This is a genomic window from Antarctobacter albus, assembly GCF_900101505.1.
GTDB classification, from domain to species: Bacteria; Pseudomonadota; Alphaproteobacteria; order Rhodobacterales; family Rhodobacteraceae; genus Antarctobacter; species Antarctobacter albus.
In genome coordinates this window covers 294734-318037 of sequence record NZ_FMZI01000003.1, presented here as the reverse complement: position 1 = coordinate 318037, position 23304 = coordinate 294734, and the positions used below count along the sequence as shown (strand labels likewise).

The window sequence follows — 23304 nt, the reverse complement described above, 5'->3', positions numbered from 1 at the left end:
CCGGCCTGATAGGTCGGGCATGGCGCTGGTGTCCTGTCCTGTTCGCGCGTTTCCTGGGACACCAGCGCCCTTTTCATTCCCCTCACCGACGATCCACCGGCAAGGTTCCCGCAGGCGCTCCACCAGCCGGGCGCGGTGCGCTGCATCCGGTCGGCAATGTGACCACCCGCCAAAGGTCGGGGCGATAGACGATCGGGTCAATCATCGCGCCCGCTCCGGCGTCCGGCATGATTGCGGAAGGGCATGTCCTCGTCGAGCCAGCCCAGCTTGGGCAGGTCCTGCGCGTTGCGGTGCGGTGCCCGCGGCTCGTTCCGGGTGGCGGTGAGAAAACTCTTGGCGAAAATTCCGAACATCTCGGTCTCCTTTGCGTGTCCTGTTCTGCCCTCAACTTGACGGAAGGGACCGCCTCATGCGACTCAGGAATAAATCCGCAGTGTAATCCTGGCTTACATATGAACTGGTCCTCCCTGCCCCCGCTGGCCGCCCTGCGCGCCTTTGCAGCCTACACGGAAACGCGATCTGTCAACGCGGCCGGGGGTTTGCTAAATGTTAGCCACGCTGCCATAAGCCAGCAGATGCGGGCGCTGGAAAGCCACCTGGGCGTTGCCTTGCTGGACCGGTCCGGGCGCAAGCTGGCCCTGACCCACGAGGGAGAGACCCTGGGCCGCAGCCTGATCGAGGCCTTCGGGTCGATCACCCAGACCGTCGAGGCACTGACCGGCGCCGATGCCTCGCGTCCCTTGCAGATCTCGGTCACGCCGACCTTTGCCGCCGCCTGGCTGATGCCGCGGCTGAACGGGTTCCGGGAAAAGCACCCGGACATCAACCTGATGATCGACCCTTCGGCGCTGGTGCAACCGCTGGAACCCGGCGGCATCGACATGGCGCTGCGCTATGGCGACGGCAACTGGCCCGGGCTGGAATCGGATCTGCTGATCCGGTCGCCCATCGTGGTGGTCGCCGCGCCCGACCTTGTCGGCACCCGCGACATCACGTCACCCGCCGACCTGCGCGATTATCACTGGCTCCAGGAGCTCGGTACCAACGAGGCGACGGAGTGGTTTGCCCAGCACGGCGTCGACCGCGACGCCGGGCGCGGTTTCACCGCCCTTCCGGGCAACCACATGCTGGAGGCCGCCCGCGCAGGACAGGGCGTCGCCATTGTCGCAGGGGTTTTCGTGGAAAACGACGTCCGCGCCGGGCGTCTGCGCAAGCTCTTCGAAGACAAGCGAAAAAAGGGGTATCACATCGTCACGCGCCCCGGCGTGCCGCGTCCCCCGCTCAAGGCCTTCCTGACCTGGCTGCGCCGCGAGGCGGGCAAAAGCTGAGTCACAAACTCAAAAATTGATACAGGTCAAAGCTGTTGTCCTGCCGCACTGGGTAAACCCCTCGCGAACCCGAGTCCAACGGAGCGATTCCCCGTGTCCGACAGTACCCCACCGTCCCTTTACGCAGCGCGCGAACCGATCTTCCCCAGGCGGGTCAGCGGCAAGTTCCGCAACCTCAAGTGGGTGATCATGATCATCACGCTGGGCATCTATTACATCACGCCCTGGCTTCGTTGGGACCGCGGACCGCAGCTGCCGGACCAGGCGGTGCTGATCGACCTTGCCAACCGCCGTTTCTTCTTCTTCTGGATCGAGATCTGGCCGCATGAGTTCTACTTTGTCGCGGGCCTGTTGATCATGGCCGGGCTGGGACTGTTCCTGTTCACCTCGGCGCTGGGCCGGGTCTGGTGCGGCTATGCCTGCCCGCAGACCGTCTGGACCGATCTCTATATCCTCGTGGAACGCTGGGTCGAGGGCGACCGCAACGCGCGCCTGCGCCTGCACCGCCAGGAAAAGCTGGATTTTCGCAAGGTGCGGCTGCGGCTGACGAAATGGACGATCTGGTTCCTGATCGGCCTCGCCACCGGCGGCGCCTGGGTGTTCTACTTTACCGACGCGCCAACGCTGCTTGTCGACCTCGTGACCGGGCAGGCGCATCCCGTGGCCTACACCACCATGCTGATCCTGACGGCGACCACCTTTTTCTTTGGCGGCTTCGCACGCGAACAGATCTGCATCTATGCCTGCCCCTGGCCGCGCATCCAGGCCGCCATGATGGACGAGGACACGCTGACCGTCGGCTATCGCGAATGGCGCGGTGAACCGCGCGGCAAGCACCGCAAGGCCGAGGGCGCCGAGAACCTGGGCGACTGCATCGACTGCATGGCCTGCGTCAACGTCTGTCCGATGGGGATCGACATCCGCGACGGGCAACAGCTGGAATGCATCACCTGCGCGCTTTGTATCGACGCCTGCGACGACATGATGGCCAAGATCGGCAAGCCCCGCGGTCTGATCGACTACCTCGCCCTGTCGGACGAGCCGCGCGAGCGCGAGGGCAACACGCCGCGCCCGGTCTGGCAGCACGTCTTTCGCGTCCGGACGATGATGTACACGGCGCTGTGGTCTCTCGTCGGCATCGGGCTTGTCTTTGCGCTCTTCATCCGGCCGGACATCGAGATGACGGTCGCACCGGTCCGCAACCCGACATTCGTGACCCTGTCGGACGGCTCGATCCGGAACACCTACGACGTGCGTCTCCTGAACAAGCACGGCGAGGACCGTCCGTTCCGGATCTCCCTGATCGGAAACGAATACCTGCGGGTCCAGCTGGAAGGCACGCCCTATGAAACCGTGGACGTGCCCGCCAACGAGACCTACCTCCAAAGGGTCTACGTCATCGCGCCGCCCGACTCCGGGCCGGCAGAGGCAGAACGCACCGAATTCCGGTTCTGGGTCGAGGATCTGACCAACGGCGACCGGGCCCATAGCGACACGATCTTCAACGGAGCGGCGAACTGATGGCCAGGAAAGAGTTCAAGCTGACCGGCTGGCATGTGCTGGGCATCTTCGGCGGCGCCTTCGGCATCATCATCGGGGTGAACATCGCGCTGGCCGTCAATGCCGTCAGCACCTTCCCCGGGCTCGAGGTGGCGAACTCCTACGTGGCCAGCCAGACCTTCGACAAGCGCCGCGAGGCGCAGGAGGCCTTGGGCTGGACCGTCGAGGCCCGGCTGGAAGAAGACATGCTGATCCTCTCGATCACCGACGAGGACGGGCGCCCGGTCCAGGCGGGCAAGCTGACCGCGACGGTTGGCCGCCCGACCAACGTCAGCGAGGACCGCGAGCCCGAATTCGCCTTCAACGGCCACGCCTACATCGCCTACGAGGACCTGCGCCCCGGCAACTGGGACGTCTGGCTGAAGGCCACCGCGCTCGATGGCACGCCTTTCGAACAGCGGCTGGAAATGACGGTGACAAACTGAGATGACCGCCACCCTGCGCCCCCCCGCCTCGGCCTGCCCGGCCTGCGCCGCCGCCCCGGCGGCAGAGGCGCTTGCACACCATGAGGCGCCGCAGGAGGCGCATATCGTCCTGTCCCTGCCGACGATCCATTGCGCCGCCTGCATGTCCGCCGTGGAACGCGCGCTGGACAAGGTACCCCAGGTCCGTTCGGCCCGTGTCAACCTGACCCTGAAACGGGTCAGCATCGAGGCCGACCCGGACCTGACCGCCGCCGACGTGATCCCGGTGGTCCAGGGCGCGGGCTACGAGGCGCATGAACTCGACAACACGGCGATTTCGGCCACGGCCACGGACAAGGCCGGGCGAGACCTCCTCATGCGGTTGGCGGTGGCCGGCTTCGCGGCGATGAACGTCATGCTGCTGTCGATCGCGGTCTGGTCCGGGGCAGAGGGGCCGACGCGCGACCTGTTCCACTGGATCTCGGCGGCGATTGTCCTGCCGGCGGTCGGTTTCTCGGCCATGCCATTCTTCCGCAACGCCTGGACGGCGCTGTCCGCGCGCAGCCTGAACATGGACGTGCCGATTTCGCTGGCCATCCTGCTGGCGGTTGGCACCTCGCTCTGGGAAACCTCGCTGTCGGGCGAGCACGCCTATTTCGATGCCGCCATCGCGCTGACCTTCTTTTTGCTGACAGGCCGTTATCTCGATCACCGCACGCGCTCGGTGGCCCGGTCGGCGGCCGAGGAACTGGCCGCGCTCGAGGTGCCCCGCGCCTGGCGCGTCACCGACGCGGGCGAAACGCAGGTCCCGGTGGGCGAACTGGCCGTCGGTGACCTGATCCGCGTGCGCCCCGGCGGGCGGATGCCGGTGGATGGCGAAATCGTCTCGGGCACCTCCGAGCTGGACCGTTCCCTGCTGACCGGCGAGACGCTGCCCGTCTTCGCGGAACCGGGACGGACGGTCAGTGCCGGTGAGGTCAACCTGACCGGTCCGCTGACCATCCGTGCCAGCGCCGTGGGCCGCGACACCTCGTTGCACCGCATGGCCGATCTGGTCGCCGTGGCCGAGTCCGGCCGCTCGCGCTATACCTCGCTGGCCGACCGGGCCGCGAAACTCTACGCCCCCGGCGTGCACATCCTCTCTGCGCTGGCTTTCGTCGGCTGGCTGATCTACGCAGGCGACCTGCGCGTGGCCCTGAACATCGCCGCCGCCGTGCTGATCATCACCTGCCCCTGCGCCCTTGGCCTTGCCGTGCCCGCGGTCACAACCGCCGCCTCTGGAAGGTTGTTCAAGCGCGGGCTGCTGATCAAGGATTCGACCGCCCTGGAACGGCTGGCGCAGGTCGACACGGTCGTCTTTGACAAGACGGGCACGCTGACCTCCGGCACGCCGGAACTGACCAACCTAGGCGATTTCACCCGTCGCGACCTGGAACTCGCGCTGGCGCTGGCCGAAGGCTCCAGTCACCCACTGTCGCAATCCTTGGCCGCCGCCGCGCGCGAGGCCGGGATTAAACCCGAGCCCCTGACCGACGTGACCGAGATCCCGGGCCACGGCACCACGGGCATCTGGCGCGGGCAGGAGGTCCGGCTGGGCCGGGCAACCTGGGTCGGCGGCGGCCAGACCGACAAGACCGCCGCCTGGCTGCGGGTGGGGGACGGACCGGCACAGGCCTTCCTCTTTACCGACCGCCTGCGCGAGGGGGCCGAAGAGGCCGTCACCGCCCTGCGGGAGGCCGGACTCAAGGTCATCCTGATTTCCGGCGACACCACCCCGGCGGTCGAGTCGCTGGCGGAACGGCTGGGCATCACGCAGTGGATGGCAGAGGCCCTGCCGCAGGACAAATCCACCCGCATCGCCATGATGAGCCGCGACGGCGCGCATGTGCTGATGGTGGGTGACGGGCTGAACGACACGGCGGCGCTGACCGCCGCCCATGCCTCGATCTCGCCCGCCTCGGCGCTGGATGCCGCGCGCGTCGCCTCGGACATCGTCCTTCTGGGCGGTTCGCTGGCGCCGATCCCCGAGGCGGTGCAGACCGCCCGCAAGGCCACTCGCCGCATCCGAGAGAATTTCACCGTGGCAACCTGGTACAACATCATCGCGGTCCCCCTGGCAGTAGCCGGGCTCTGCTCGCCGCTGATTGCCGCATTGGCCATGTCGGCCAGCTCGATTACCGTGTCGCTGAACGCGCTGAGACTGCGATAGGAGGCCCGTCATGAACATCCTGACCTACCTGATTCCGATCTCGTTGGTGCTGGGCGGCGCGGGTCTGGCCTTTTTCGTCTTTACCCTGCGCTCGAACCAGTACGACGACCCCGAGGGCGACGCTCAGCGCATCCTGTCGGGCGAATACGACGACCGGCCAAAGCAAGACTGACAGGTCCAGTCCGCGCGCGGACAGCCTGGCGGATCGGAACAGACCTCTTGGGACACGGACGCTCCAGTCCTCTCCAGCCCCATTCCGGCTTCTTCTTGGCCAAAATACACCCGGGGGAGTCGACCGGAGGGAGACGGGGGCAGCGCCCCCTGCCCCCTCACACCGGCAGGGCCGTGGTCCGGAACACGGTGCGCAGGGCAAATGAGCTTTGCATCTGCGCCACGCCCGGCAGCCGGCTGAGATATTGGCGATGGATGCGGGCGAAATCCTCGGTATCCTCGGCCACGACCTTGAGAATATAGTCCGCCGTCCCGGCCATCAGGTGGCATTCCAGGATCGCCGGCACCCGTGACACCGCCTTTTCAAAGGCCTCCAGCACCTCGTCGGCCTGGGCGGTCAGGGTGATTTCCACGAAGACGGTCGACGGAAACCCCATCCGTCGCGCATCCAGCAGCGCCACGTAGTCGCGCACGTAACCTTCGGTTTCCAGGCGCTGGACCCTTCGGTGACAGGCCGAGGCCGACAGATGTACCTCTTCGGAAAGGTCGGCGTTCGAGATGCGCCCCTTGCGCTGCAATACGCGCAGGATGCGCCTGTCTGTCTCATCCAGCGTCATATACGCAAGATCCTCCACCCCAAACGATCATTCATCGAAAATTCGTGCGCCATGCCCCGCCAGAATGCGCGAGCTTGCGACCCCTTTGCAAGGCTTCGCTGGCATACTGTTGTGCACACCCGAGGAGGAGAACACATGAAGATCGGTTGCCCCACCGAGATCAAACCCCAGGAATTCCGCGTCGGCCTGACCCCGAATGCCGCCCGCGAGGCGGTGGGACATGGTCACGAGGTCATCGTGCAGAAAGGCGCCGGCACCGGCGCCGGATTTGTCGACGAGGATTACACCGCAGCAGGCGCAAGGCTGGCCGAGACCGCGGCCGAGATCTTTGCCGAGGCCGAGATGATCGTGAAGGTCAAAGAGCCCCAGGCCGTCGAACGCGCCATGCTGCGCGAGGGGCAGTTGCTGTTCACCTATCTCCACCTGGCGCCCGACCCGGCGCAGACGCAGGACCTGCTGGCCTCCGGCTGCACCGCCATCGCCTATGAGACCGTCACCGACGAACGCGGCGGGCTGCCGCTGCTGGCCCCGATGTCCGAGGTCGCCGGACGGCTTGCACCGCAGATGGGCGCCTGGACGCTGCAAAAGGCCAATGGCGGGCGTGGCGTGCTGATGGGCGGTGTGCCCGGCGTCGGTCCGGCCCGCGTGCTGGTGATCGGCGGCGGCGTCGTCGGCACCCACGCGGCGCGCATTGCCGCCGGCATGGGCGCGGATGTCACCGTGCTGGACCGCTCGCTGCCCCGGTTGCGCTATCTCGACGATGTCTTTGGCGGCACCTTCGGCACCGGCTATTCCAGCGCCGGCCTCCTGGCCGAACACCTGGAACAGGCCGACATGGTGATCGGCGCGGTTCTGATCCCCGGCGCCGAGGCGCCCAAACTGGTGAAACGTGCCGATTTCGGATCCATGAAACCGGGTGCGGCCCTGGTCGACGTGGCCATCGACCAGGGCGGTTGCTTCGAGACCTCGCGCGCCACGACCCATGCGGATCCGATCTACGATGTGGACGGCATCATGCACTACTGCGTCGCCAACATGCCCGGCGCCGTGGCGCGCACCTCGACCATCGCGCTTGGCAATGCCACCATGCCCTACATGCTGGCGCTGGCGGACAAGGGGTGGAAACAGGCCTGCGCGGACGATCCGCACCTGCTGAACGGGCTGAACGTGCACGCGGGCAAGCTGACCTATTTCGCGGTCGGCCAGGCGCAGGGGATCGACGTGACCTCTCCGCAACTGGTCATCAAGGGCTGACCAGGCGCCGCTGCTAGAGAACCACGATCCCGCTGTGCTTGGCCTTGTGTTCGGGCTCGACGTGGATCGTGACGCGGCACCCGTCGAAGGCGGCCATCATGGCCGCCTCGATCCGGTCGCAGATGTCATGCGCCGTATCGACCGACATCTCCCCCGGCACCACCAGGTGAAACTCGACAAATGTCGCCTGCCCCGCGTGGCGGGCCCGCAGGTCATGCGCCTCGACCGCGCCATCGGCATTGGCCGAGATCAGTTCGCGCATGGCCTCGAGGTCGTCCTCGGGCACGCTTTCGTCCATCAGCCCGCCGACGGAACCGCGCAACACCTGCCAGCCCGACCACAGGATGTTGACCGCCACCAGCGCCGCCAGCAGGGCATCCAGCCAGAGCGCCCCGGTCAACACGGCGGCCACCACGCCGATCGCGACCCCGGCAGAGGAGACCACGTCGGTCATAAGATGACGCCCGTCCGCTTCCAGCGCGGGTGAGCGCAGGCTGCGCCCCTCGCGCATCAGGACAACGGCCCAGATCCCGTTGATGACACTGGCAAGGCCGATCAGAACCAGCCCGGTAAAGGGCGCGTCGATGTCGCGCGGGGCATTCCAGGCGCCCCAGGCCTCGTTCAGGATGAGAATCGCCGCCACGACGATCATCACGCCTTCCATGACGGCGCTGAAATACTCGGCCTTGTGATGGCCGAAGGGGTGATCCGCATCGGCCGGTTGCACCGCGATGCGCACCGCCACGAAGGCGGCGATGGCCGTGGCCACGTTGACGATGCTTTCCAGCGCGTCCGACAGCAGCGCGACAGAGCCGGTAAGCCACCAGGCCAGCAGCTTGATCGCCAGCACGGCAACCCCGACAGCGATACTGCCCAGGGCGATTTTCACGGCTCTTGGCATGACATCTCCTGGCAGGCGCGTCGCACCGGCCTGATAGCCAAGCCTCCCGGGCTGCGCAACCCGGGGGCGCCGGTCAGTCCCGCTTCAACGCGTCGCGGATTTCCAGCAGGACCTCCAGCTCGGTCGGCCCCTTGGGTGCCTCGGCAACGGGTTCTTCCTCCTTGGCGGCGGCATCCTTGATTCGGTTGACCATCTTGACCAGCAGGAAGACCACGAAGGCCACGATCAGGAAGTTGATGACGGCCATGACGAACTTGCCGAAGGCAAAAACAGGCGCCCCGGCCTCTTTGGCGGCTTCGAGCGAGGCATAGTCATTGCCGTCCAGCGCGTAGAACCAGCCGGAGAAGTCGATGCCGCCGGTAAAGAGCGCGATCACCGGATTAATGATGTCGCCGACCAGAGAGGTCACGATGGCAGTAAAAGCCGCACCGACGATGATGCCCACGGCCATGTCCATGACATTGCCCTTGGCGATGAAGTTCCTGAATTCCTGAAACATACCCTTGTCCCTGTTCCGACGTATCCGCCTGTCCACATGCGTTCTGCGCCATTGCACAGCCCGGCCCCTGTGAAACCGGGAAAAACATACCTAGCTTTCCCCCAAACCGGAAAAAGGCCAAGCAAATGTTCGATCTCGCCACCCATCCCATCGCGGCCCGCTGGCCCGCGCAGCATCCCGAGCGCATCCAGCTGTACTCGTTTCCCACGCCGAACGGGGTCAAGGCCTCGATCATGCTGGAGGAGACCGGCCTGCCCTACGAGCCGCACCTGGTCACGCTGGCGGATGCGGACGTCAAGAGCGAGGCCTTCCTGAGCCTCAACCCCAACAACAAGATCCCCGCGATCATCGACCCGGACGGACCGGACGGCGCCCCGCTGGCATTGTTCGAGTCCGGCGCGATCCTGCTGTACCTGGCGGAAAAGAGCGGCAAGCTTCTTGGGAACTCTGCCCGTGAAAAGCACCAGATCACCCAATGGCTGATGTTCCAGATGGGAGGGGTGGGCCCGATGCTGGGCCAGCTTGGTTTCTTCCACAAGTTCGCGGGCTCCGAGATAGAGGATCCGCGCCCGCGCGAGCGCTACATCAACGAGGCCAAGCGCCTGCTGAACGTGATCGAAGGCCAACTGGCGGACAAGGACTGGATTGCCGGCGACTATTCCATCGCCGACATCGCCATCGCGCCGTGGCTGAACATCCTCGACTTCTACGGTGCGCGTGACGTGGTCGGCTGGAGCTCGTTTCCCCGCACCAATGCCTATCTCGAACGCTTCCTTGAACGCCCGGCCGTGCAGCGCGGCATGAAGATCCCGGCGCGCGAGGGCTGATCTGACCGGCTTCGGGGCGGGGTCTCCCCCGCCCCGAGACTCAGCCCGGCAGAGCGCCGGTCAGGACGTAACGCAGGACCTGCACCACCTCCTGCGGCGTCCGCGCCACCGCCAAGGCGGCGGCATCGACCTCTTTCAGGGCGTGATCGTGTTCCGGCGGCTGCAGGATGATCAGCGACTTGCCCAGCGCGCTGGCATAGCCCGCGTCAAACGCCGCATTCCACTGCTTGTACTTATCGCCAAAGCGCACGACGACCACATCCGCGTCGGCGATGCCCTTGCGGGTGCGGATGGCATTGACCATCGCGCCCTTGTGGTCGTGCCAGTACTTGTTGTCCTCGGCGCCCAGGATCTCGACACCGCAGTCGTCGCTGGCAGCGTGGTCGGTGACCGGCGCATTGAAGGTGATGTCCAGCCCCTGCGCGCCGTCGATGATCTGGTCGCGCCAGTCGGTGTGAATCTCGCCCGAAAGATAGACGTTCAGTCCCATTCCGCGTTCCTTTCGATGAAAAAGGGCGCATTGGGCGCCCTGTTTCCTGTCAACATATCGGTGGCAGCGCCCGTTGCAAGGCGGCGGCGGCGCGGCCGCCGGGTATTTCCGCCGCCCTGACATGCAATGGCCGGGCGGCCCCGGTAGGGGCGCCCGGCCAGAGAGCGGAGGCCGATTTCCGGCCTCCGTCCGGAGTGTCAGTGTCAGCCGTCGACGCGGATGACCTCGTTCTTCGGGTCATAGGGGCTGTCCTGGGTGATCGTCGCGTCCCAGAGCTGGTCCAGCATCTTGACCTTCAGCTGGGTGCCCTCGACCGCCAGCTCCGGCTTGACGTAGCCCATGCCGATGGACTTGCCGAAGGCGACCGAATAGCCGCCCGAGGTCAGGCGCCCGACGCGGGTGCCATCCGGCGCATAAAGCGCCTCACGGCCCCAGGGATCGGCATCCGCCGGCCCGTCGATCAGCAGCGTCACGCATTTGGAACGCACGCCGGTTTCCTCCAGCTTGGCCTTGCCGTGGAAATCCTTGGACAGATCGACAAAGCGCGGCAGGTCGGCCTCCAGCGGGGTGGCGTCGCGGCCCAGCTCGTTGCCGAAGGCACGGTAGGATTTCTCCTGCCGCAGCCAGTTCTGGGCGCGCGCGCCGACCAGCTTCATCCCGTGCTTTTCGCCGGCGGTGGTCAGCTGGTCCCACAGGTTGTTCTGCATCTCGATCGGGTGATGCAGTTCCCAGCCCAGTTCGCCGGTATAGGCCACGCGGATCGCCATGACCGGCACCATGCCCAGTTCGATGTTGCGCATTGTCAGCCAGGGGAAACGCTTGTTGCCCAGCACCGTCGACGGATCGGCATCCTTGACGATCTCTTTCAGAACGTCGCGCGATTTCGGCCCGGCGATGGCAAAGACGCCCCACTGGGTGGTCACGTCATGGCAGGAAATCCAGCCGAATTCGTCGCGCTTGTCCTCGATCGCCTTGCGCAGGTAGTCGCTGTCATAGGAGGTCCAGGCACCGGCGGAGACCAGGTAGTACTTGTCTTCGGCCAGGCGCACGATGGTGTATTCCGTGCGGGTGGTGCCGTGGCTGGTCAGCGCGTAGGTCAGGTTGATGCGGCCGACCTTGGGCAGCTTGTTGCAGGTGAACCAGTCCAGGAACTGCGTCGCGCCGGGGCCCTCGACGATGTGCTTGGTAAAGGCGGTCGCGTCGATCAGGCCCACGCCTTCGCGCACGGCCTTGGCCTCGTCCACGGCATATTGCCACCAGCCGCCGCGGCGGAAGCTGCGCGCGTCGTGGTCGAAGTTTTCCGGTGCATCCAGCGGACCGTAGTAGTTGGGACGTTCCCAGCCGTTCACGAACCCGAACTGCGCGCCCTTGGCCTTTTGCCGGTCATAGGCCGGCGCGGTGCGCAGCGGGCGGCACGCCGGGCGTTCCTCGTCCGGGTGGTGCAGGATGTAGACGTGGTCGTAGCACTCTTCGTTCTTGCGTGCCGCGAACTCGGTGGTCATCCAGCCCTGGCCATAGCGTTTCGGGTCGAGCGAGGCCATGTCGATCTCGGCCTCGCCGTCCACCATCATCTGGGCAAGGTAGTAGCCGGTGCCGCCCGCAGCGGTGATGCCGAAGGAAAAGCCCTCTGCCAGCCACATGTTGCGCAGGCCCGGGGCCGGGCCGACCAGCGGGTTGCCGTCCGGGGTGTAGCAGATCGGACCGTTGAAATCGTCCTTGAGGCCGGATTCCTCGCAGGAGGGCATCCGGTGGATCATCGCCATGTACTGATCTTCGATCCGCTCGAGGTCGAGCGGGAAGAGGTCGGCGCGGAAGCTGTCCGGCACGCCGTATTCAAAGCAGGCGGGCGCGTGCTTTTCGTAGACGCCCAGGATCCAGCCGCCACGCTCTTCGCGGACGTAGGATTGCGCGTCGGCGTCGCGGATGACCGGGTGCTCGGGGTTGCCCTCGGCGCGCCAGGCCTGCAGCGCGGGGTCCACGTCGGTGACGATGAACTGGTGTTCGACCGGGATCGCGGGGATCTTGATGCCCAGCAGTTTGGCGGTGCGCTGCGCGTGGTTGCCGGACGCCGTCACAACATGCTCGGCGGTGATGGTGACGGTCTCGTCGCTCTCGACCAGGTTGCCGCCCTTTTCCACCATCTTGGTGCAGGTGACTTCCCAGTGCGTGCCGGTCCAGTTGTAGCTGTCGGCCTGCAGCTTGCGCACGATCTCGACGCCGCGCTGACGCGCGCCCTTGGCCATTGCCTGGGTCACGTCCGCCGGGTTGATGTAGCCATCGGTGTGGTGGTACAGCGCGCCCTTCAGATCCTCGGTGTTGATCAGCGGCCAGCGTTCCTTGATTTCGTCCGGGGTCAGCCAGACATAGGGCACGCCGCAGGTCTCGGCGGTCGAGGCATAGAGCCGGTATTCGTCCATGCGCTCGTCGGTCTGCGCCATGCGCAGGTTGCCCACCACGGCGAAACCGGCGTTCAGCCCGGTCTCTTCCTCGAGAGTCTTGTAGAAATCGACCGAGTATTTGTGGATGTGGGTCGTCGCATAGGACATGTTGAACAACGGCAACAGGCCGGCTGCGTGCCAGGTCGAGCCGGAGGTGAGTTCGTCACGCTCGACGAGCATGACGTCTTCCCAGCCGGCCTTGGCCAGGTGATAGGCAATCGAGGTGCCGACGGCGCCACCGCCGACGACCAAAGCTTTGACATGGGTTTTCATGACGCGACTCTCCGGGTTCATTTTCCCCTCAATACCGCGCCGCACATCCCGGCGCCGCGCGCGCCCGACACGTCATGCGGGGAAAACGACGCGCAAGAAGATCGCTGGGCATGCAAAAAGCCGCGGGACGGCGCCGCGGCTTTTCCCCTGCGTCAGGCGCCCGAGTCTAGCACTGGTATCGGTAGGTAAAGACCAGCGTATCCCTACGCCATTCGCCGGTCGGCTGGCAGTTCTGCTGGACCTGGTATTGCCCTGTGAGCTGAACGCGCAGCGGGTTCTGCAGGACCGGCCCCTCGACATGGTATTCCAGCGGAGTGCCGGGACAGTACTTGGAAAACCGCCGCGCCGTGCCGCTGTACCACTCACCGTTCTTCCAGCCGTTGAACAGCAACACGCCGGGCGTCACGCCCGCCGGGTATTGCCAGCTGTGCGGCGTGGTTTCGTACCAGAACCAGCGGTTGTTGCCCTGATCCGTCAGGCGCATGATGGATCCGTTGTGATCCCAGCAGGAGTCCGCGAATGCCGGGCTGGCCGCCAGGCAGGCAAGGATCATGGAAATCAGTCGCTTCATTGAAATGCCTCTCACGTTGACGCTTGGTCATTTTAGTTTCCGCTCATGCTCTGGAACCTGTCAAACCTTTTCGTCCGCATGATTTTCCCGCTTTCGACGTCGCGACGCCAAACTCGTGCCCCGATTGGAGGCCAGTTGATCCCCTGTGGGTTGCACAGGAGTTGGGAATGTCACGCGCCAGAGGTTTCGGCATCCTCGCCCTTGCCGGGCTGGCCGGGCTTGGCCCTCTCGGTACTGACTTTGCCGTACAGTGGTCGCGGGCCGGGGCCGACTTCGGCAAGGCGCACTACATCACCACCCTGATCGAGCGGTTCGGCGACCGCGACGGCGTCATGGGCCGGGTTCTGCGCCGGTCCTCGCTTGTCAGCGACGCCATGCCGCCGGCTCCTCCGGGCTGGACGGAGGAACCCGACACCGTTGGACAGACAGCTTTTCTCTTCAGTCCCGCGCAGGCGGCGGCCCGCGACCGCGAGTTGGGCCGCGCCACACTGGGCCTGCCCCCCGCAGATGGCTTGCCCCGCCGGGAGGTCGCCGCGCTGGAGCGCTACCGCGCAGACACCACGCGCGCCTATCGCAGCGAGGGCGGCCTGATCGTCCTGTCGGTCGAGGACCCGGACCGCAGCATTCCGCACCCGGTCTGGCGGGCGCATCTCCGCGCCATCGACTCGCATTTCGACCGTATCGACACGCTGATCGAACACAGCAGCGCCCAGGACCTGACCTGGTTCGAGGTCCTGGGACCGGTCCAGATCGCGGACGACGGGCAGCGCCCGCACCGCCTGCGCGGCTTTGTCGCCCGGATTGGCGCCATAGACCTGCGCCTGACCACCCGCGCGCCGGATTCGGCGATCCTGGGCTTTCTGGACACCGTCGATCTTGGCGCTTTGCGCGCGCTTGCAGCAAAAAGCGGGCGCCCGGCCCGGCCCGAATCCGAGAAACCCCGGGACATGCCGCATGTCCCGCCCGCGACAGAGGCGGCACAGGTCCGGCTAAACGGCCCGCCACACTGATCGCGCCTGCCTGACAAGGCGGCATGCGGCGATTCCCCGCTGATTTGCCCCCCTGCCCCCCTTCCGCATCCAGTGGCTCAGCCCTATAACGGCGCAGGTCCGGGCTCGCAGAGTCGCGGGCCAATGAGGCAATGGGGCAAGAGCAATATGTTTGGCATGGATGGCATCCTGGGCCTGTTTTCTTCGGACATGGCCATTGACCTGGGAACGGCGAACACGCTGGTCTACGTCAAGGGCAAGGGGGTTATCCTGTCGGAGCCCTCGGTGGTCGCCTACCATGTGAAGGATGGCCAGAAGAAAGTCCTGGCCGTGGGCGAAGACGCCAAGCTGATGCTGGGCCGGACCCCCGGCAGCATCGAGGCGATCCGCCCGATGCGCGAAGGCGTGATCGCGGATTTCGACACCGCCGAGGCGATGATCAAGGAATTCATCCGCAAGGTTCACCGCCGCTCGACCTTCTCCAAGCCCAAGATCATCGTCTGCGTCCCGCACGGCGCGACCCCGGTCGAGAAACGCGCCATTCGCCAGTCGGTGCTGTCGGCAGGCGCGCGCAAGGCGGGCCTGATCGCGGAACCCATCGCGGCAGCCATCGGCGCCGGCATGCCGATCACCGACCCGACCGGCAACATGGTCGTCGACATCGGCGGCGGCACGACCGAGGTCGCGGTGCTGTCACTGGGCGACATCGTCTACGCGCGCTCCGTGCGCGTCGGGGGTGACCGCATGGACGAGGCGATCATCAACTACCTGCGCCGCCAGCAGAACCTGCTGGTGGGCGAATCCACCGCCGAACGCATCAAAACCTCGATCGGCACGGCGCGGATGCCCGACGACGGACGCGGCTCGTCCATGCAGATCCGGGGCCGCGACCTGCTGAACGGCGTGCCCAAGGAAACCGAGATCAGCCAGGCCCAGGTGGCCGAGGCGCTGAGCGAACCCGTGCAGGCGATCTGCGAGGCGGTGATGACCGCGCTGGAAGCGACGCCGCCGGACCTTGCCGCCGACATCGTCGACCGGGGCGTGATGCTGACCGGCGGCGGCGCACTGCTGGGGGATCTGGACCTCGCCCTGCGTGAACAGACCGGCCTCGCCGTGTCCATCGCGGACGAAAGCCTCAACTGCGTGGCCCTGGGCACCGGCAAGGCGCTGGAATACGAAAAACAACTGCGCCACGCCATCGACTACGACAGCTGAACGCGCGGCACGATTGCCAGAGCTTGCCCTCTGCCCGTTTCGGCAAGCTTTGGTCGTGTTCTACTTGGCCAACTGCCAAACGCCCCGGCTACCGTTCTTGCAACTGACGGAGGCGTTTTTGCGGAACGTACAGGTAGTTGAGGTCCCCCGCGCAACGATCTTGTTGCCCGTGTGTGATAGGATGCTGGCTGGACCGAGAGTGTTTGACGATTTGCGATAGGTAAAGCCTACCTTCCCTGTACCATATCGACCCTGAAAACTTGAAAAGGGTCCTTTCGAAATCGTTGCGACAATTTCCTGCCCGTCGGACAGCATCTGTTGCGCCGCGGCAAAACTGGGCAATGTCGCAAAAGAAAGGCTTGCGGCGAAAAGGGCCGACAAAAAGAATGGTGTCATAGCGAGCTCCATGTACTCGAAACGGGATCGGTAGACAGCCGCACCTTCAAGACAGAGGAGGCGACTTCCCGCACATGCAGCCTATGCCACCGTCGCGGGTCGGCAAAGTTGTGCTGGCTCTGGGTCAAGCGTGACTGTAGTAACCGGGCACCAATCTATACAGAATAGGCTAAACGAACCCGACGAGTCTCATGGCCAGCGACCGCAATGCATCCGACGACTTTACCGGCCCGCTCAAGCGCCTGTTGCTTGTCGTCCTTGCGCTGGTGCTCTTCGGGATCTTCCTGCTGTGGCGCATCGACAGTCCGCGCGTGGAACGGTTCCGCGCGCAGGTCGTGGACGCGGTGGTGCCGCGCATGGACTGGGCGATGGCGCCGGTGACGGCCACCATCCGGCTGGTGCGCGATTTCCAGAGCTATCAGCAGCTGTATGAACAGAACGAGGAGCTGCGCCGCGAGCTGCGCAAGATGACCGCCTGGAAAGAGGCGGCGCTGCAGCTGGAACAGGAAAACGCCCGCCTGCGCGACCTCAACAACGTCCGTCTGGACCCGCGTCTGACCTATATCACCGCCGTGGTGCTGGCGGATTCCGGCTCTCCGTTCCGGCAGTCGGTGCTGATCAACGTGGGCGGGCGCGACGGCATCGTGGACGGCTGGGCGACGATGGACGGCATCGGGCTGGTGGGCCGGGTCTCCGGCGTGGGCGCCAATACCAGCCGCGTGATCCTGCTGACCGATGCGACATCGCGCATCCCGGCGGAAATCCAGCCTTCGGGCCAGCGTGCCATCATCGCGGGTGACAACACCTCTGCCCCGCCCATCGACTTCCTGGAAAACCCCGACCTGGTGCGCCCCGGTGACCGGATCGTGACCACCGGCGACGGCGAGGTCTTTCCGCCCGGCCTGCTGATCGGCCAAGTGGCGCAGGACCCCGGCGGGCGGTTGCGGGTGCGCCTGGCCGCCGATTACGAACAACTGGAATTCCTGCGCGTCCTGCGTGACCACGGCGCACGCCGGGTCGAGGCACCCTCTTCGCTGATCCTGCCGGAGGCCCTGCCCGACGCCGGTGCGCCGCCGCCCCCCGCAGCACCGGGAACGCCCGGCGATGGCTGAGAACAGCCCGGCGCGGCTCTGGACGATGCGGGCCACCTACGTGGCGCTCGCCCTGGCGATATTCTTCGTCCACCTGCTGCCGCTGCAGATCATGCCCTCGCGCATCGCGGGGCCGGACGTCCTGACGGCACTGACCTTTGCCTGGGCACTGCGGCGGCCCGACTACGTTCCGATGATGTCCATCGCCGGGGTCATGCTGCTGGCGGACTTCCTTTTTCATCGGCCCCCCGGACTTTGGGCGCTGCTGGTGCTGCTGACCTCGGAATGGCTCAAGGTGCGGGGCCGCCACGTGCGCGAGAACACCTTTGCCGCCGAATGGCTGACCGCCGCGACCGGCCTTCTGGTCATCACCGTGATCTACCGCGTCACTCTCGCACTCTTGATCGTAACGCCGGGAATGCTTTCTCTATGGGTGATGCAATATGGTATGACGGTCGCGATCTACCCCCTGGTGGCCGCGATCAGCTACCTTGCACTTGGCGTGCGGCGCAGCACGCCCGGCGAATACGATCACACGGGACGCCCGCTATGAGACGAAGCCCACGCGAAACCGCCGACAGTGCCCGTCGCATCACGCGACGCGGGCTGATGCTGGGCGGACTGCAACTTGGCTTTGCCAGCGTGCTGGCCCTGCGGATGCGTCACATGCAGGTCGACCAGGCAGATGAATTCCGCCTCCTGGCCGAGGAAAACCGCATCAACATCCGGCTGATTCCTCCCGCCCGTGGCCGCATCTTCGACCGCGAAGGCCGGGTGATCGCCGAGAACGAACAGACATACCGCATCACGCTGACGCGTGAGGACGCGGGCGACGTGACCACGGTGATCCGCCGCCTGGGCCAACTGGTGGAACTGGACGAGGATGACCTGAACCGCGCCCTGGCCGAGATGGAGCGGACGGCCCCCTTCTTTCCCGTCACCATCGCCGATCGCGTCCGGTGGGAGGACATCAGCCGTGTCGCGGTCAACGCCCCTGCCCTGCCCGGCGTCACGCCCGAGGTGGGCCTGAGCCGGGTCTACCCGAGCCGCGAGCTCTATGCCCATGTGGCGGGCTACGTCGGGCCGGTCTCGGAACGCGACCTGTCGCGCTACGAGGATCCGCCGCCCGTGCTGCGCATCCCCCGGTTCCAGATCGGCAAGGTGGGCGTCGAGGCCAAGTACGAGGAACAGCTGCGCGGCAATGCCGGCGCCAAACGGGTCGAGGTCAACGCCGTGGGCCGCGTCATGCGCGAACTCGACCGGCGCGAGGGCGAGGCCGGCGCCGACCTGCAATTGACCGTGGATACGGCGCTGCAGGAATACGTCCAGGCCCGCCTTGGACAGGAAAGTGCCTCTGTCGTGGTGATGGACGTCAACCGCGGAGACCTTCTGGCCATTGCCTCGGCCCCGTCCTACGACCCCAACAAGTTCGTGCGCGGGATTTCGGTGGCCGACTACGGCAAGTTGCGCGACAATGACCACCGCCCGCTGGCCTCGAAAACCGTGCAGGACGCCTATCCGCCCGGCTCGACCTTCAAGATGGTCACGGCGCTGGCGGCAATGGACGCGGGCCTGATGACGCCCGACGACACGGTCTGGTGCCCCGGCCACCTGGAGGTCGGCGGGCGCAAGTTCCACTGCTGGAAACGCGTCGGCCACGGCCACATGACCTTGGAACAGAGCCTGCGCGAAAGCTGCGACGTCTATTACTATGAAATGGCGCTGAAGGTGGGCATCGAACGCATCGCCGACATGGCGCGCCGTCTGGGCATGGGAGAGTCGCATGACATCCCGATGTCGGCCGTCACCAGCGGCCTGATCCCCGACAAGGACTGGAAGCGGCGCAACCGTGGCGCGGACTGGGTGATCGGGGACTCCGTCAACGCCTCCATCGGCCAGGGCTTCGTCCTGTCGTCGCCGCTGCAACTGGCGGTGATGACGGCACGCATCGCCACCGGCAAGGCGGTGACGCCGCGCCTCGTCAAGAGCGTCGACGGCATCGAGACCGTGCACCTGGAGGGGGCAGATCTCGGGATCAACCCCAACCACCTGCGCCAGATCCGCCGCGCCATGTTCGCGGTGTCGAACCATCGCCACGGCACCGCCTACCGGTCGCGCATCGACGCGGCCGAGATGCGCATGGCCGGCAAGACCGGCACCAGCCAGGTCCGCAACATCACCGCCGCCGAGCGTGCGCGCGGCGTCACCTCGAACGACGACCTGCCCTGGGAACGGCGTGACCACGCATTGTTCGTGAACTTTGCCCCGGCAGAGGCGCCCCAGATCGCCGTCTCGGTAGTGGTCGAACACGGCGGCGGCGGCAGTACCGCGGCGGCGCCGATCGCCCGCGACGTCACGCTGCAGGCGCTCTACAAGGGCGATCCCCCGCTCGAGGCCTATCCCAAGGCTGACCGGCGCCGCATCAAGGCCCAGCAGGAACGGCTGGCGCGCGAACGTGCCGAACGTCGCGCGCAGGGGAGCGACAGCGCGTGACGTATCTTGAATACAACGTCAAGACGGTCCCCACCGGCTGGCGCAAGATCCTGCACCTGAACTGGCCGCTGATCGTCCTGCTGACGGCGGTGGCGGGCATCGGGTTCCTGATGCTCTACTCGGTCGCGGGCGGGTCGTTCAGCCCCTGGGCGGAACCCCAGATGAAACGCTTTGGCCTGGGCCTGGCGCTGATGTTCATCGTCGCGATGGTGCCGATCTGGTTCTGGCGCAACATGGCGCTGGTCGCCTATTTCGGCTCGCTCGGCCTTCTGGTGATGGTCGAGCTGTTCGGCGCCGTCGGCATGGGCGCCCAGCGCTGGATCGACCTGGGCTTCATGCGGTTGCAGCCCTCCGAGGTGATGAAGATCGCGATGGTCATGCTGCTGGCCGCCTATTATGACCGGCTGCCGCTGTCGCGCACCTCACGCCCGCTCTGGGTGCTGGTCCCCATCCTCATCATCCTTGTGCCCACGGGCCTGGTGCTGACCCAGCCGGACCTGGGGACCGCGATCCTGTTGATGACGGCGGGCGGGCTGATGATGTTCCTTGCCGGGGTGCACTGGCTGTATTTTGCCACCGTGATCAGCGCCGGCATCGGCACCATCTGGGCCGTGTTCCAGAGCCGCGGCACCGATTGGCAGCTGTTGGCGGACTACCAGTTCCGTCGCATCGACACGTTCCTGGACCCGTCGCAGGATCCGCTGGGGGCGGGCTATCACATCACCCAGGCCAAGATCGCGATGGGATCGGGCGGCTGGACTGGGCGCGGGTTCATGCAGGGCACGCAATCGCGGCTGAACTTCCTGCCCGAGAAACACACCGACTTCATCTTCAACACGCTGGCCGAGGAATTCGGCTTTGTCGGCGGGGTGTCCCTGCTGGCGCTCTATGTCCTGATCCTTCTGTTCTGCATCGTGGCGGCCCTTCAGAACCGTGACCGGTTCTCTTCGCTGCTGATCCTTGGGATCGGGCTGACCTTCTTCCTGTTCTTCGCCGTGAACATGTCGATGGTCATGGGGCTGGCCCCGGTCGTCGGGGTGCCGCTGCCGATGGTCAGCTATGGCGGGTCGGCCATGCTGGTCCTGATGCTGGCCTTTGGCCTGGTGCAAAGCGCGCATATCCACCGGCCAAGGTGATCCGGGCCGGACCTGGCCCCGGGGCACCGGCTTTCCCTCTGCCGGTGCCCGTGGTCTAAGGGGCAAAACCCAGACCGGAGCCCCGACCATGACCAATATCCTCTTCGCCGCCCGCTCCGAGAAATGGGAAGACTACGAAGGCCCGTTGCGCAGCGCGCTTGACGCCGCCGGGCTGGACTATCGGCTGGACACCGAGCTGCCCGCTGCCGAGGTAGATTACATCGTCTATGCGCCGAATTCGGACGTGCAGGATTTCACGCCGTTTACCCGGCTCAAGGCCGTGTTGAACCTCTGGGCCGGTGTCGAGGGCATCACCGGGAACGAGACCCTAACCGTGCCGCTGGCCCGCATGGTCGATGAGGACGGTCTGACCCAGGGCATGGTGGAATGGGTCACCGGCCATACGCTGCGCCACCACCTTGGCATGGACGCCCATATCGTGAACCCGGACCGCGAATGGGACGCGACCCCGCCGCCGCTGTCGGCTGACCGCCCCGTGACGATCCTGGGGATGGGCGCGCTGGGGCAGGCCTGTGCCAAGGCTCTGACTGCGCTGGGTTTCCCGGTCACGGGGTGGAGCCGCACGCAAAAGGAACTGCCCGGTGTCATCTGCCATGCAGGGGAGGACGGATTGCGCAAGGCCCTGACCGATGCGCAGATCGTCATCCTGCTGCTGCCGGATACGCCCGCCACCCTGAACCTGATCGACGCCGAGACGCTGGCCCTGCCGGCGCGCGGCGCTTTCCTCATCAACCCGGGGCGCGGGCCGCTGATCGACGATGGCGCGCTGATCGACGCGCTGGACGCGGGGCAGATCGCGCATGCCACGCTCGACGTCTTTCGCGTCGAGCCACTGCCGGAAGATCATCCTTTCTGGTCCCACCCCCATGTTACCGTCACCCCGCATATCGCCTCCACGACACGCCCCGGGACGGCGGCCCGCGTCATCGCCGAAAACATCCGCCGTGGCGAAGCCGGTGAGTCCCTGTTGCACCTCGTGGACCGCGACGCCGGGTACTGACCCCGTCCCGGACTTGACCCGGCGCCCTTCAGCGGCCAAATCCCTGTTCAACCGCCTTGCTTTCAGGAAAACCCATGCCCTTCGACCGCACCGTCAAGATCGCCCCCTCCATCCTGTCCGCCGATTTCGCCGATTTCGGGCGTGAGATCCGCGCCGTCGAGGATCAGGGCGCCGACTGGATCCATGTCGACGTGATGGACGGGCACTTTGTCCCGAACCTCACCTTTGGCCCGCCCGCGGTCAAAGCCTTCCGCAAACATGTCAAGACGGTCATGGACGTGCACCTGATGATTGCCCCCGTCGATCCCTATATCGAGGCCTACGCCGAAGCGGGCGCCGACATCCTGACCGCCCATGTCGAGGCCGGGGCGCATACCCATCGCACCCTGCAGGCAATCCGCGCCGCCGGAATGAAGGCGGGTGTGGCGCTGAACCCGGGCACCCCGGCGCAGGCCATCGAACACCTGCTGGACCTGACCGATCTGGTCTGCGTCATGACCGTGAACCCCGGCTTCGGCGGGCAGAAATTCATCGACATGACCAGCAAGGTCCGCACCCTGCGCCAGATGATCGGGGACCGCCCGGTGCATATCGAGATCGACGGCGGCGTCGATCCGACCACCGCGCCGCTTGTGGTCGAGGCTGGCGCCGACGTTCTTGTGGCCGGATCTGCCGTGTTCCGCGGCGGATCGGTCGAGAACCCGGCGCCCTATGGCGAGAACATCCGCGCGATCCGCACTGCGGCCACCACGCTCGCCGCATGAGCCTGACCATCGCCTTCGACCTGGACGGCACACTGATCGACAGCGTGCCGCATATCCATCACGGCGTGGCCTCGGCACTGGCGGAAATGTCCCTGCCCGGGATCGACCGCCACACGACGCAAGGCTTTGTCGGACGGGGCTTGCCGATCCTGCTGGAACGGGTGCTGGATCACGTCGGCGTTTCGCAGGACCATCACGCCGAGCTGACGCGCCGCACCATGCATCACTACGTCAACACGCCCAGCGACCCGGACTCGGTCTATCCCGGCGCGCGCGAGGCACTGACCGCACTGCAAGAGGCAGGCCATCGGCTGACCCTTTGCACCAACAAGCCACATGAGGCCACGCTGTCCGCGCTGCGCGACACCGGGCTGGCGCCCTTCTTCGAGGTTGTCATCGGCGGGGACAGCCTGCCCACGCGCAAGCCCGACCCGGCCATGCTGCACGCCGCGCTCGACGGCGCCTCTCGCGCGCTTTACGTGGGCGACAGCGAAACAGACGTCGAGACCGCACAGAACGCGGGCATCCCGTTCCTGCTGTTCACGGAGGGCTATCGCAAGACGCCGGTCGGGGACCTGCCGCACAGGGCCAGTTTCGCGGATCACGCAGATCTGCCCGCGCTGGTCGCGGACCTTGCGTAGGGCGGGGTTCAGCCCG

General features: G+C 66.0%; 23 protein-coding genes. 16 read left to right on the top strand and 7 right to left on the bottom strand.

Annotated features, from left to right (window positions below):
* Positions 1-197: 197 nt before the first annotated feature.
* The gene (locus tag BLQ71_RS26345) at positions 198-353 is read right to left on the bottom strand and encodes a hypothetical protein (protein ID WP_157923290.1); all 156 of its coding nucleotides are present in this window, start codon (positions 351-353) and stop codon (positions 198-200) included.
* Between the two features lie 99 nt (positions 354-452).
* On the opposite strand from BLQ71_RS26345, the gene BLQ71_RS07125 reads away from it, so the two are divergent.
* The 5 genes from BLQ71_RS07125 to ccoS all read left to right on the top strand — a co-directional run bounded on the left by BLQ71_RS07125 (position 453) and on the right by ccoS (position 5673).
* Positions 453-1328: a LysR substrate-binding domain-containing protein gene (locus BLQ71_RS07125; protein ID WP_074621199.1), complete on the top strand. Its 876-nt coding sequence runs from the start codon at positions 453-455 to the stop codon at positions 1326-1328.
* A gap of 93 nt (positions 1329-1421) precedes the next feature.
* Positions 1422-2849 carry a cytochrome c oxidase accessory protein CcoG gene (ccoG, locus tag BLQ71_RS07120; RefSeq protein WP_043136448.1) on the top strand — a complete coding sequence of 476 codons (1428 nt, stop codon included), beginning with the start codon at positions 1422-1424 and terminating at the stop codon, positions 2847-2849.
* Complete coding sequence (locus BLQ71_RS07115) at positions 2849-3313, top strand: FixH family protein (protein ID WP_043136444.1); 465 nt, start codon at positions 2849-2851, stop codon at positions 3311-3313. The genes ccoG and BLQ71_RS07115 overlap by 1 nt, the downstream gene beginning before the upstream one ends.
* 1 nt (position 3314) lies before the next feature.
* The gene (locus BLQ71_RS07110) at positions 3315-5501 is read left to right on the top strand and encodes a heavy metal translocating P-type ATPase (RefSeq protein ID WP_074621198.1); all 2187 of its coding nucleotides are present in this window, start codon (positions 3315-3317) and stop codon (positions 5499-5501) included.
* Between the two features lie 10 nt (positions 5502-5511).
* A complete protein-coding gene (gene ccoS, locus BLQ71_RS07105) occupies positions 5512-5673 on the top strand; it encodes a cbb3-type cytochrome oxidase assembly protein CcoS (protein ID WP_043136439.1) in 162 nt (53 codons plus the stop codon).
* A 157-nt stretch (positions 5674-5830) separates the two neighbouring features.
* Here the strand turns inward: ccoS and BLQ71_RS07100 are convergent, their stop codons facing one another.
* On the bottom strand, positions 5831-6289 hold the full coding sequence (locus BLQ71_RS07100) for an Lrp/AsnC family transcriptional regulator (RefSeq protein WP_043136437.1): 459 nt from the start codon (positions 6287-6289) through the stop codon (positions 5831-5833).
* A gap of 135 nt (positions 6290-6424) precedes the next feature.
* On the opposite strand from BLQ71_RS07100, the gene ald reads away from it, so the two are divergent.
* Positions 6425-7543, top strand: coding sequence for an alanine dehydrogenase (gene ald / locus BLQ71_RS07095; protein WP_074621197.1), 1119 nt, complete (start codon positions 6425-6427; stop codon positions 7541-7543).
* A 13-nt stretch (positions 7544-7556) separates the two neighbouring features.
* On the opposite strand, the gene BLQ71_RS07090 is transcribed toward ald, so the two are convergent.
* Both BLQ71_RS07090 and mscL read right to left on the bottom strand, forming a co-directional pair.
* Positions 7557-8444 (bottom strand): cation diffusion facilitator family transporter, encoded by an 888-nt coding sequence (locus BLQ71_RS07090; RefSeq protein WP_043136431.1) that lies wholly within the window; start codon positions 8442-8444, stop codon positions 7557-7559.
* 73 nt (positions 8445-8517) lie between these two features.
* Positions 8518-8943, bottom strand: coding sequence for a large conductance mechanosensitive channel protein MscL (gene mscL, locus BLQ71_RS07085; RefSeq protein ID WP_074621196.1), 426 nt, complete (start codon positions 8941-8943; stop codon positions 8518-8520).
* A 125-nt stretch (positions 8944-9068) separates the two neighbouring features.
* Between mscL and BLQ71_RS07080 the strand changes: the two genes are divergently transcribed.
* A complete protein-coding gene (locus BLQ71_RS07080; RefSeq protein ID WP_074621195.1) occupies positions 9069-9770 on the top strand; it encodes a glutathione S-transferase family protein in 702 nt (233 codons plus the stop codon).
* Between the two features lie 40 nt (positions 9771-9810).
* Here BLQ71_RS07080 and BLQ71_RS07075 read toward each other — a convergent pair whose 3' ends face one another.
* The 3 genes from BLQ71_RS07075 to BLQ71_RS07065 all read right to left on the bottom strand — a co-directional run bounded on the left by BLQ71_RS07075 (position 9811) and on the right by BLQ71_RS07065 (position 13542).
* On the bottom strand, positions 9811-10260 hold the full coding sequence (locus tag BLQ71_RS07075; RefSeq protein ID WP_043136422.1) for a YtoQ family protein: 450 nt from the start codon (positions 10258-10260) through the stop codon (positions 9811-9813).
* Positions 10261-10463: 203 nt separating this feature from the next.
* Entirely contained in the window at positions 10464-12971 is a 2508-nt protein-coding gene (locus tag BLQ71_RS07070) for a GcvT family protein (RefSeq protein ID WP_043136419.1), read from the bottom strand.
* Between the two features lie 166 nt (positions 12972-13137).
* On the bottom strand, positions 13138-13542 hold the full coding sequence (locus BLQ71_RS07065; protein WP_074621194.1) for a hypothetical protein: 405 nt from the start codon (positions 13540-13542) through the stop codon (positions 13138-13140).
* Between the two features lie 167 nt (positions 13543-13709).
* Here BLQ71_RS07065 and BLQ71_RS07060 point away from each other — a divergent pair, with 167 nt between their 5' ends.
* The 9 genes from BLQ71_RS07060 to gph all read left to right on the top strand — a co-directional run bounded on the left by BLQ71_RS07060 (position 13710) and on the right by gph (position 23288).
* Complete coding sequence (locus BLQ71_RS07060) at positions 13710-14552, top strand: hypothetical protein (protein ID WP_074621193.1); 843 nt, start codon at positions 13710-13712, stop codon at positions 14550-14552.
* A gap of 156 nt (positions 14553-14708) precedes the next feature.
* On the top strand, positions 14709-15746 hold the full coding sequence (locus BLQ71_RS07055; RefSeq protein WP_371931771.1) for a rod shape-determining protein: 1038 nt from the start codon (positions 14709-14711) through the stop codon (positions 15744-15746).
* 587 nt (positions 15747-16333) lie between these two features.
* Positions 16334-17254, top strand: a complete 921-nt coding sequence (gene mreC, locus BLQ71_RS07050) for a rod shape-determining protein MreC (RefSeq protein WP_043136409.1) — start codon at positions 16334-16336, stop codon at positions 17252-17254.
* On the top strand, positions 17247-17786 hold the full coding sequence (locus tag BLQ71_RS07045) for a hypothetical protein (protein ID WP_043136407.1): 540 nt from the start codon (positions 17247-17249) through the stop codon (positions 17784-17786). The genes mreC and BLQ71_RS07045 overlap by 8 nt, the downstream gene beginning before the upstream one ends.
* Positions 17783-19726, top strand: coding sequence for a penicillin-binding protein 2 (gene mrdA, locus BLQ71_RS07040; protein WP_074621192.1), 1944 nt, complete (start codon positions 17783-17785; stop codon positions 19724-19726). The genes BLQ71_RS07045 and mrdA overlap by 4 nt, the downstream gene beginning before the upstream one ends.
* Positions 19723-20862, top strand: a complete 1140-nt coding sequence (gene rodA, locus BLQ71_RS07035; protein ID WP_074621191.1) for a rod shape-determining protein RodA — start codon at positions 19723-19725, stop codon at positions 20860-20862. Before mrdA ends, rodA begins: the two co-directional genes overlap by 4 nt.
* A gap of 88 nt (positions 20863-20950) precedes the next feature.
* Positions 20951-21883: a 2-hydroxyacid dehydrogenase gene (locus tag BLQ71_RS07030; protein ID WP_074621190.1), complete on the top strand. Its 933-nt coding sequence runs from the start codon at positions 20951-20953 to the stop codon at positions 21881-21883.
* A 74-nt stretch (positions 21884-21957) separates the two neighbouring features.
* Positions 21958-22647, top strand: a complete 690-nt coding sequence (rpe, locus tag BLQ71_RS07025; protein WP_043136392.1) for a ribulose-phosphate 3-epimerase — start codon at positions 21958-21960, stop codon at positions 22645-22647.
* The gene (gph, locus tag BLQ71_RS07020; RefSeq protein ID WP_074621189.1) at positions 22644-23288 is read left to right on the top strand and encodes a phosphoglycolate phosphatase; all 645 of its coding nucleotides are present in this window, start codon (positions 22644-22646) and stop codon (positions 23286-23288) included. The genes rpe and gph overlap by 4 nt, the downstream gene beginning before the upstream one ends.
* Positions 23289-23304 lie beyond the last annotated feature (16 nt).

Coding starts and splice junctions, on each gene's coding strand:
- BLQ71_RS26345 (WP_157923290.1), bottom strand. CDS start 353: ATGTTCGGAATTTTCGCCAAGAGTTTTCTCACCGCCACCCGGAACGAG.
- BLQ71_RS07125 (WP_074621199.1), top strand. CDS start 453: ATGAACTGGTCCTCCCTGCCCCCGCTGGCCGCCCTGCGCGCCTTTGCA.
- BLQ71_RS07115 (WP_043136444.1), top strand. CDS start 2,849: ATGGCCAGGAAAGAGTTCAAGCTGACCGGCTGGCATGTGCTGGGCATC.
- BLQ71_RS07110 (WP_074621198.1), top strand. CDS start 3,315: ATGACCGCCACCCTGCGCCCCCCCGCCTCGGCCTGCCCGGCCTGCGCC.
- ccoS (WP_043136439.1), top strand. CDS start 5,512: ATGAACATCCTGACCTACCTGATTCCGATCTCGTTGGTGCTGGGCGGC.
- BLQ71_RS07100 (WP_043136437.1), bottom strand. CDS start 6,289: ATGACGCTGGATGAGACAGACAGGCGCATCCTGCGCGTATTGCAGCGC.
- ald (WP_074621197.1), top strand. CDS start 6,425: ATGAAGATCGGTTGCCCCACCGAGATCAAACCCCAGGAATTCCGCGTC.
- BLQ71_RS07090 (WP_043136431.1), bottom strand. CDS start 8,444: ATGCCAAGAGCCGTGAAAATCGCCCTGGGCAGTATCGCTGTCGGGGTT.
- mscL (WP_074621196.1), bottom strand. CDS start 8,943: ATGTTTCAGGAATTCAGGAACTTCATCGCCAAGGGCAATGTCATGGAC.
- BLQ71_RS07080 (WP_074621195.1), top strand. CDS start 9,069: ATGTTCGATCTCGCCACCCATCCCATCGCGGCCCGCTGGCCCGCGCAG.
- BLQ71_RS07075 (WP_043136422.1), bottom strand. CDS start 10,260: ATGGGACTGAACGTCTATCTTTCGGGCGAGATTCACACCGACTGGCGC.
- BLQ71_RS07070 (WP_043136419.1), bottom strand. CDS start 12,971: ATGAAAACCCATGTCAAAGCTTTGGTCGTCGGCGGTGGCGCCGTCGGC.
- BLQ71_RS07065 (WP_074621194.1), bottom strand. CDS start 13,542: ATGAAGCGACTGATTTCCATGATCCTTGCCTGCCTGGCGGCCAGCCCG.
- BLQ71_RS07060 (WP_074621193.1), top strand. CDS start 13,710: ATGTCACGCGCCAGAGGTTTCGGCATCCTCGCCCTTGCCGGGCTGGCC.
- BLQ71_RS07055 (WP_371931771.1), top strand. CDS start 14,709: ATGGATGGCATCCTGGGCCTGTTTTCTTCGGACATGGCCATTGACCTG.
- mreC (WP_043136409.1), top strand. CDS start 16,334: ATGGCCAGCGACCGCAATGCATCCGACGACTTTACCGGCCCGCTCAAG.
- BLQ71_RS07045 (WP_043136407.1), top strand. CDS start 17,247: ATGGCTGAGAACAGCCCGGCGCGGCTCTGGACGATGCGGGCCACCTAC.
- mrdA (WP_074621192.1), top strand. CDS start 17,783: ATGAGACGAAGCCCACGCGAAACCGCCGACAGTGCCCGTCGCATCACG.
- BLQ71_RS07030 (WP_074621190.1), top strand. CDS start 20,951: ATGACCAATATCCTCTTCGCCGCCCGCTCCGAGAAATGGGAAGACTAC.
- rpe (WP_043136392.1), top strand. CDS start 21,958: ATGCCCTTCGACCGCACCGTCAAGATCGCCCCCTCCATCCTGTCCGCC.
- gph (WP_074621189.1), top strand. CDS start 22,644: ATGAGCCTGACCATCGCCTTCGACCTGGACGGCACACTGATCGACAGC.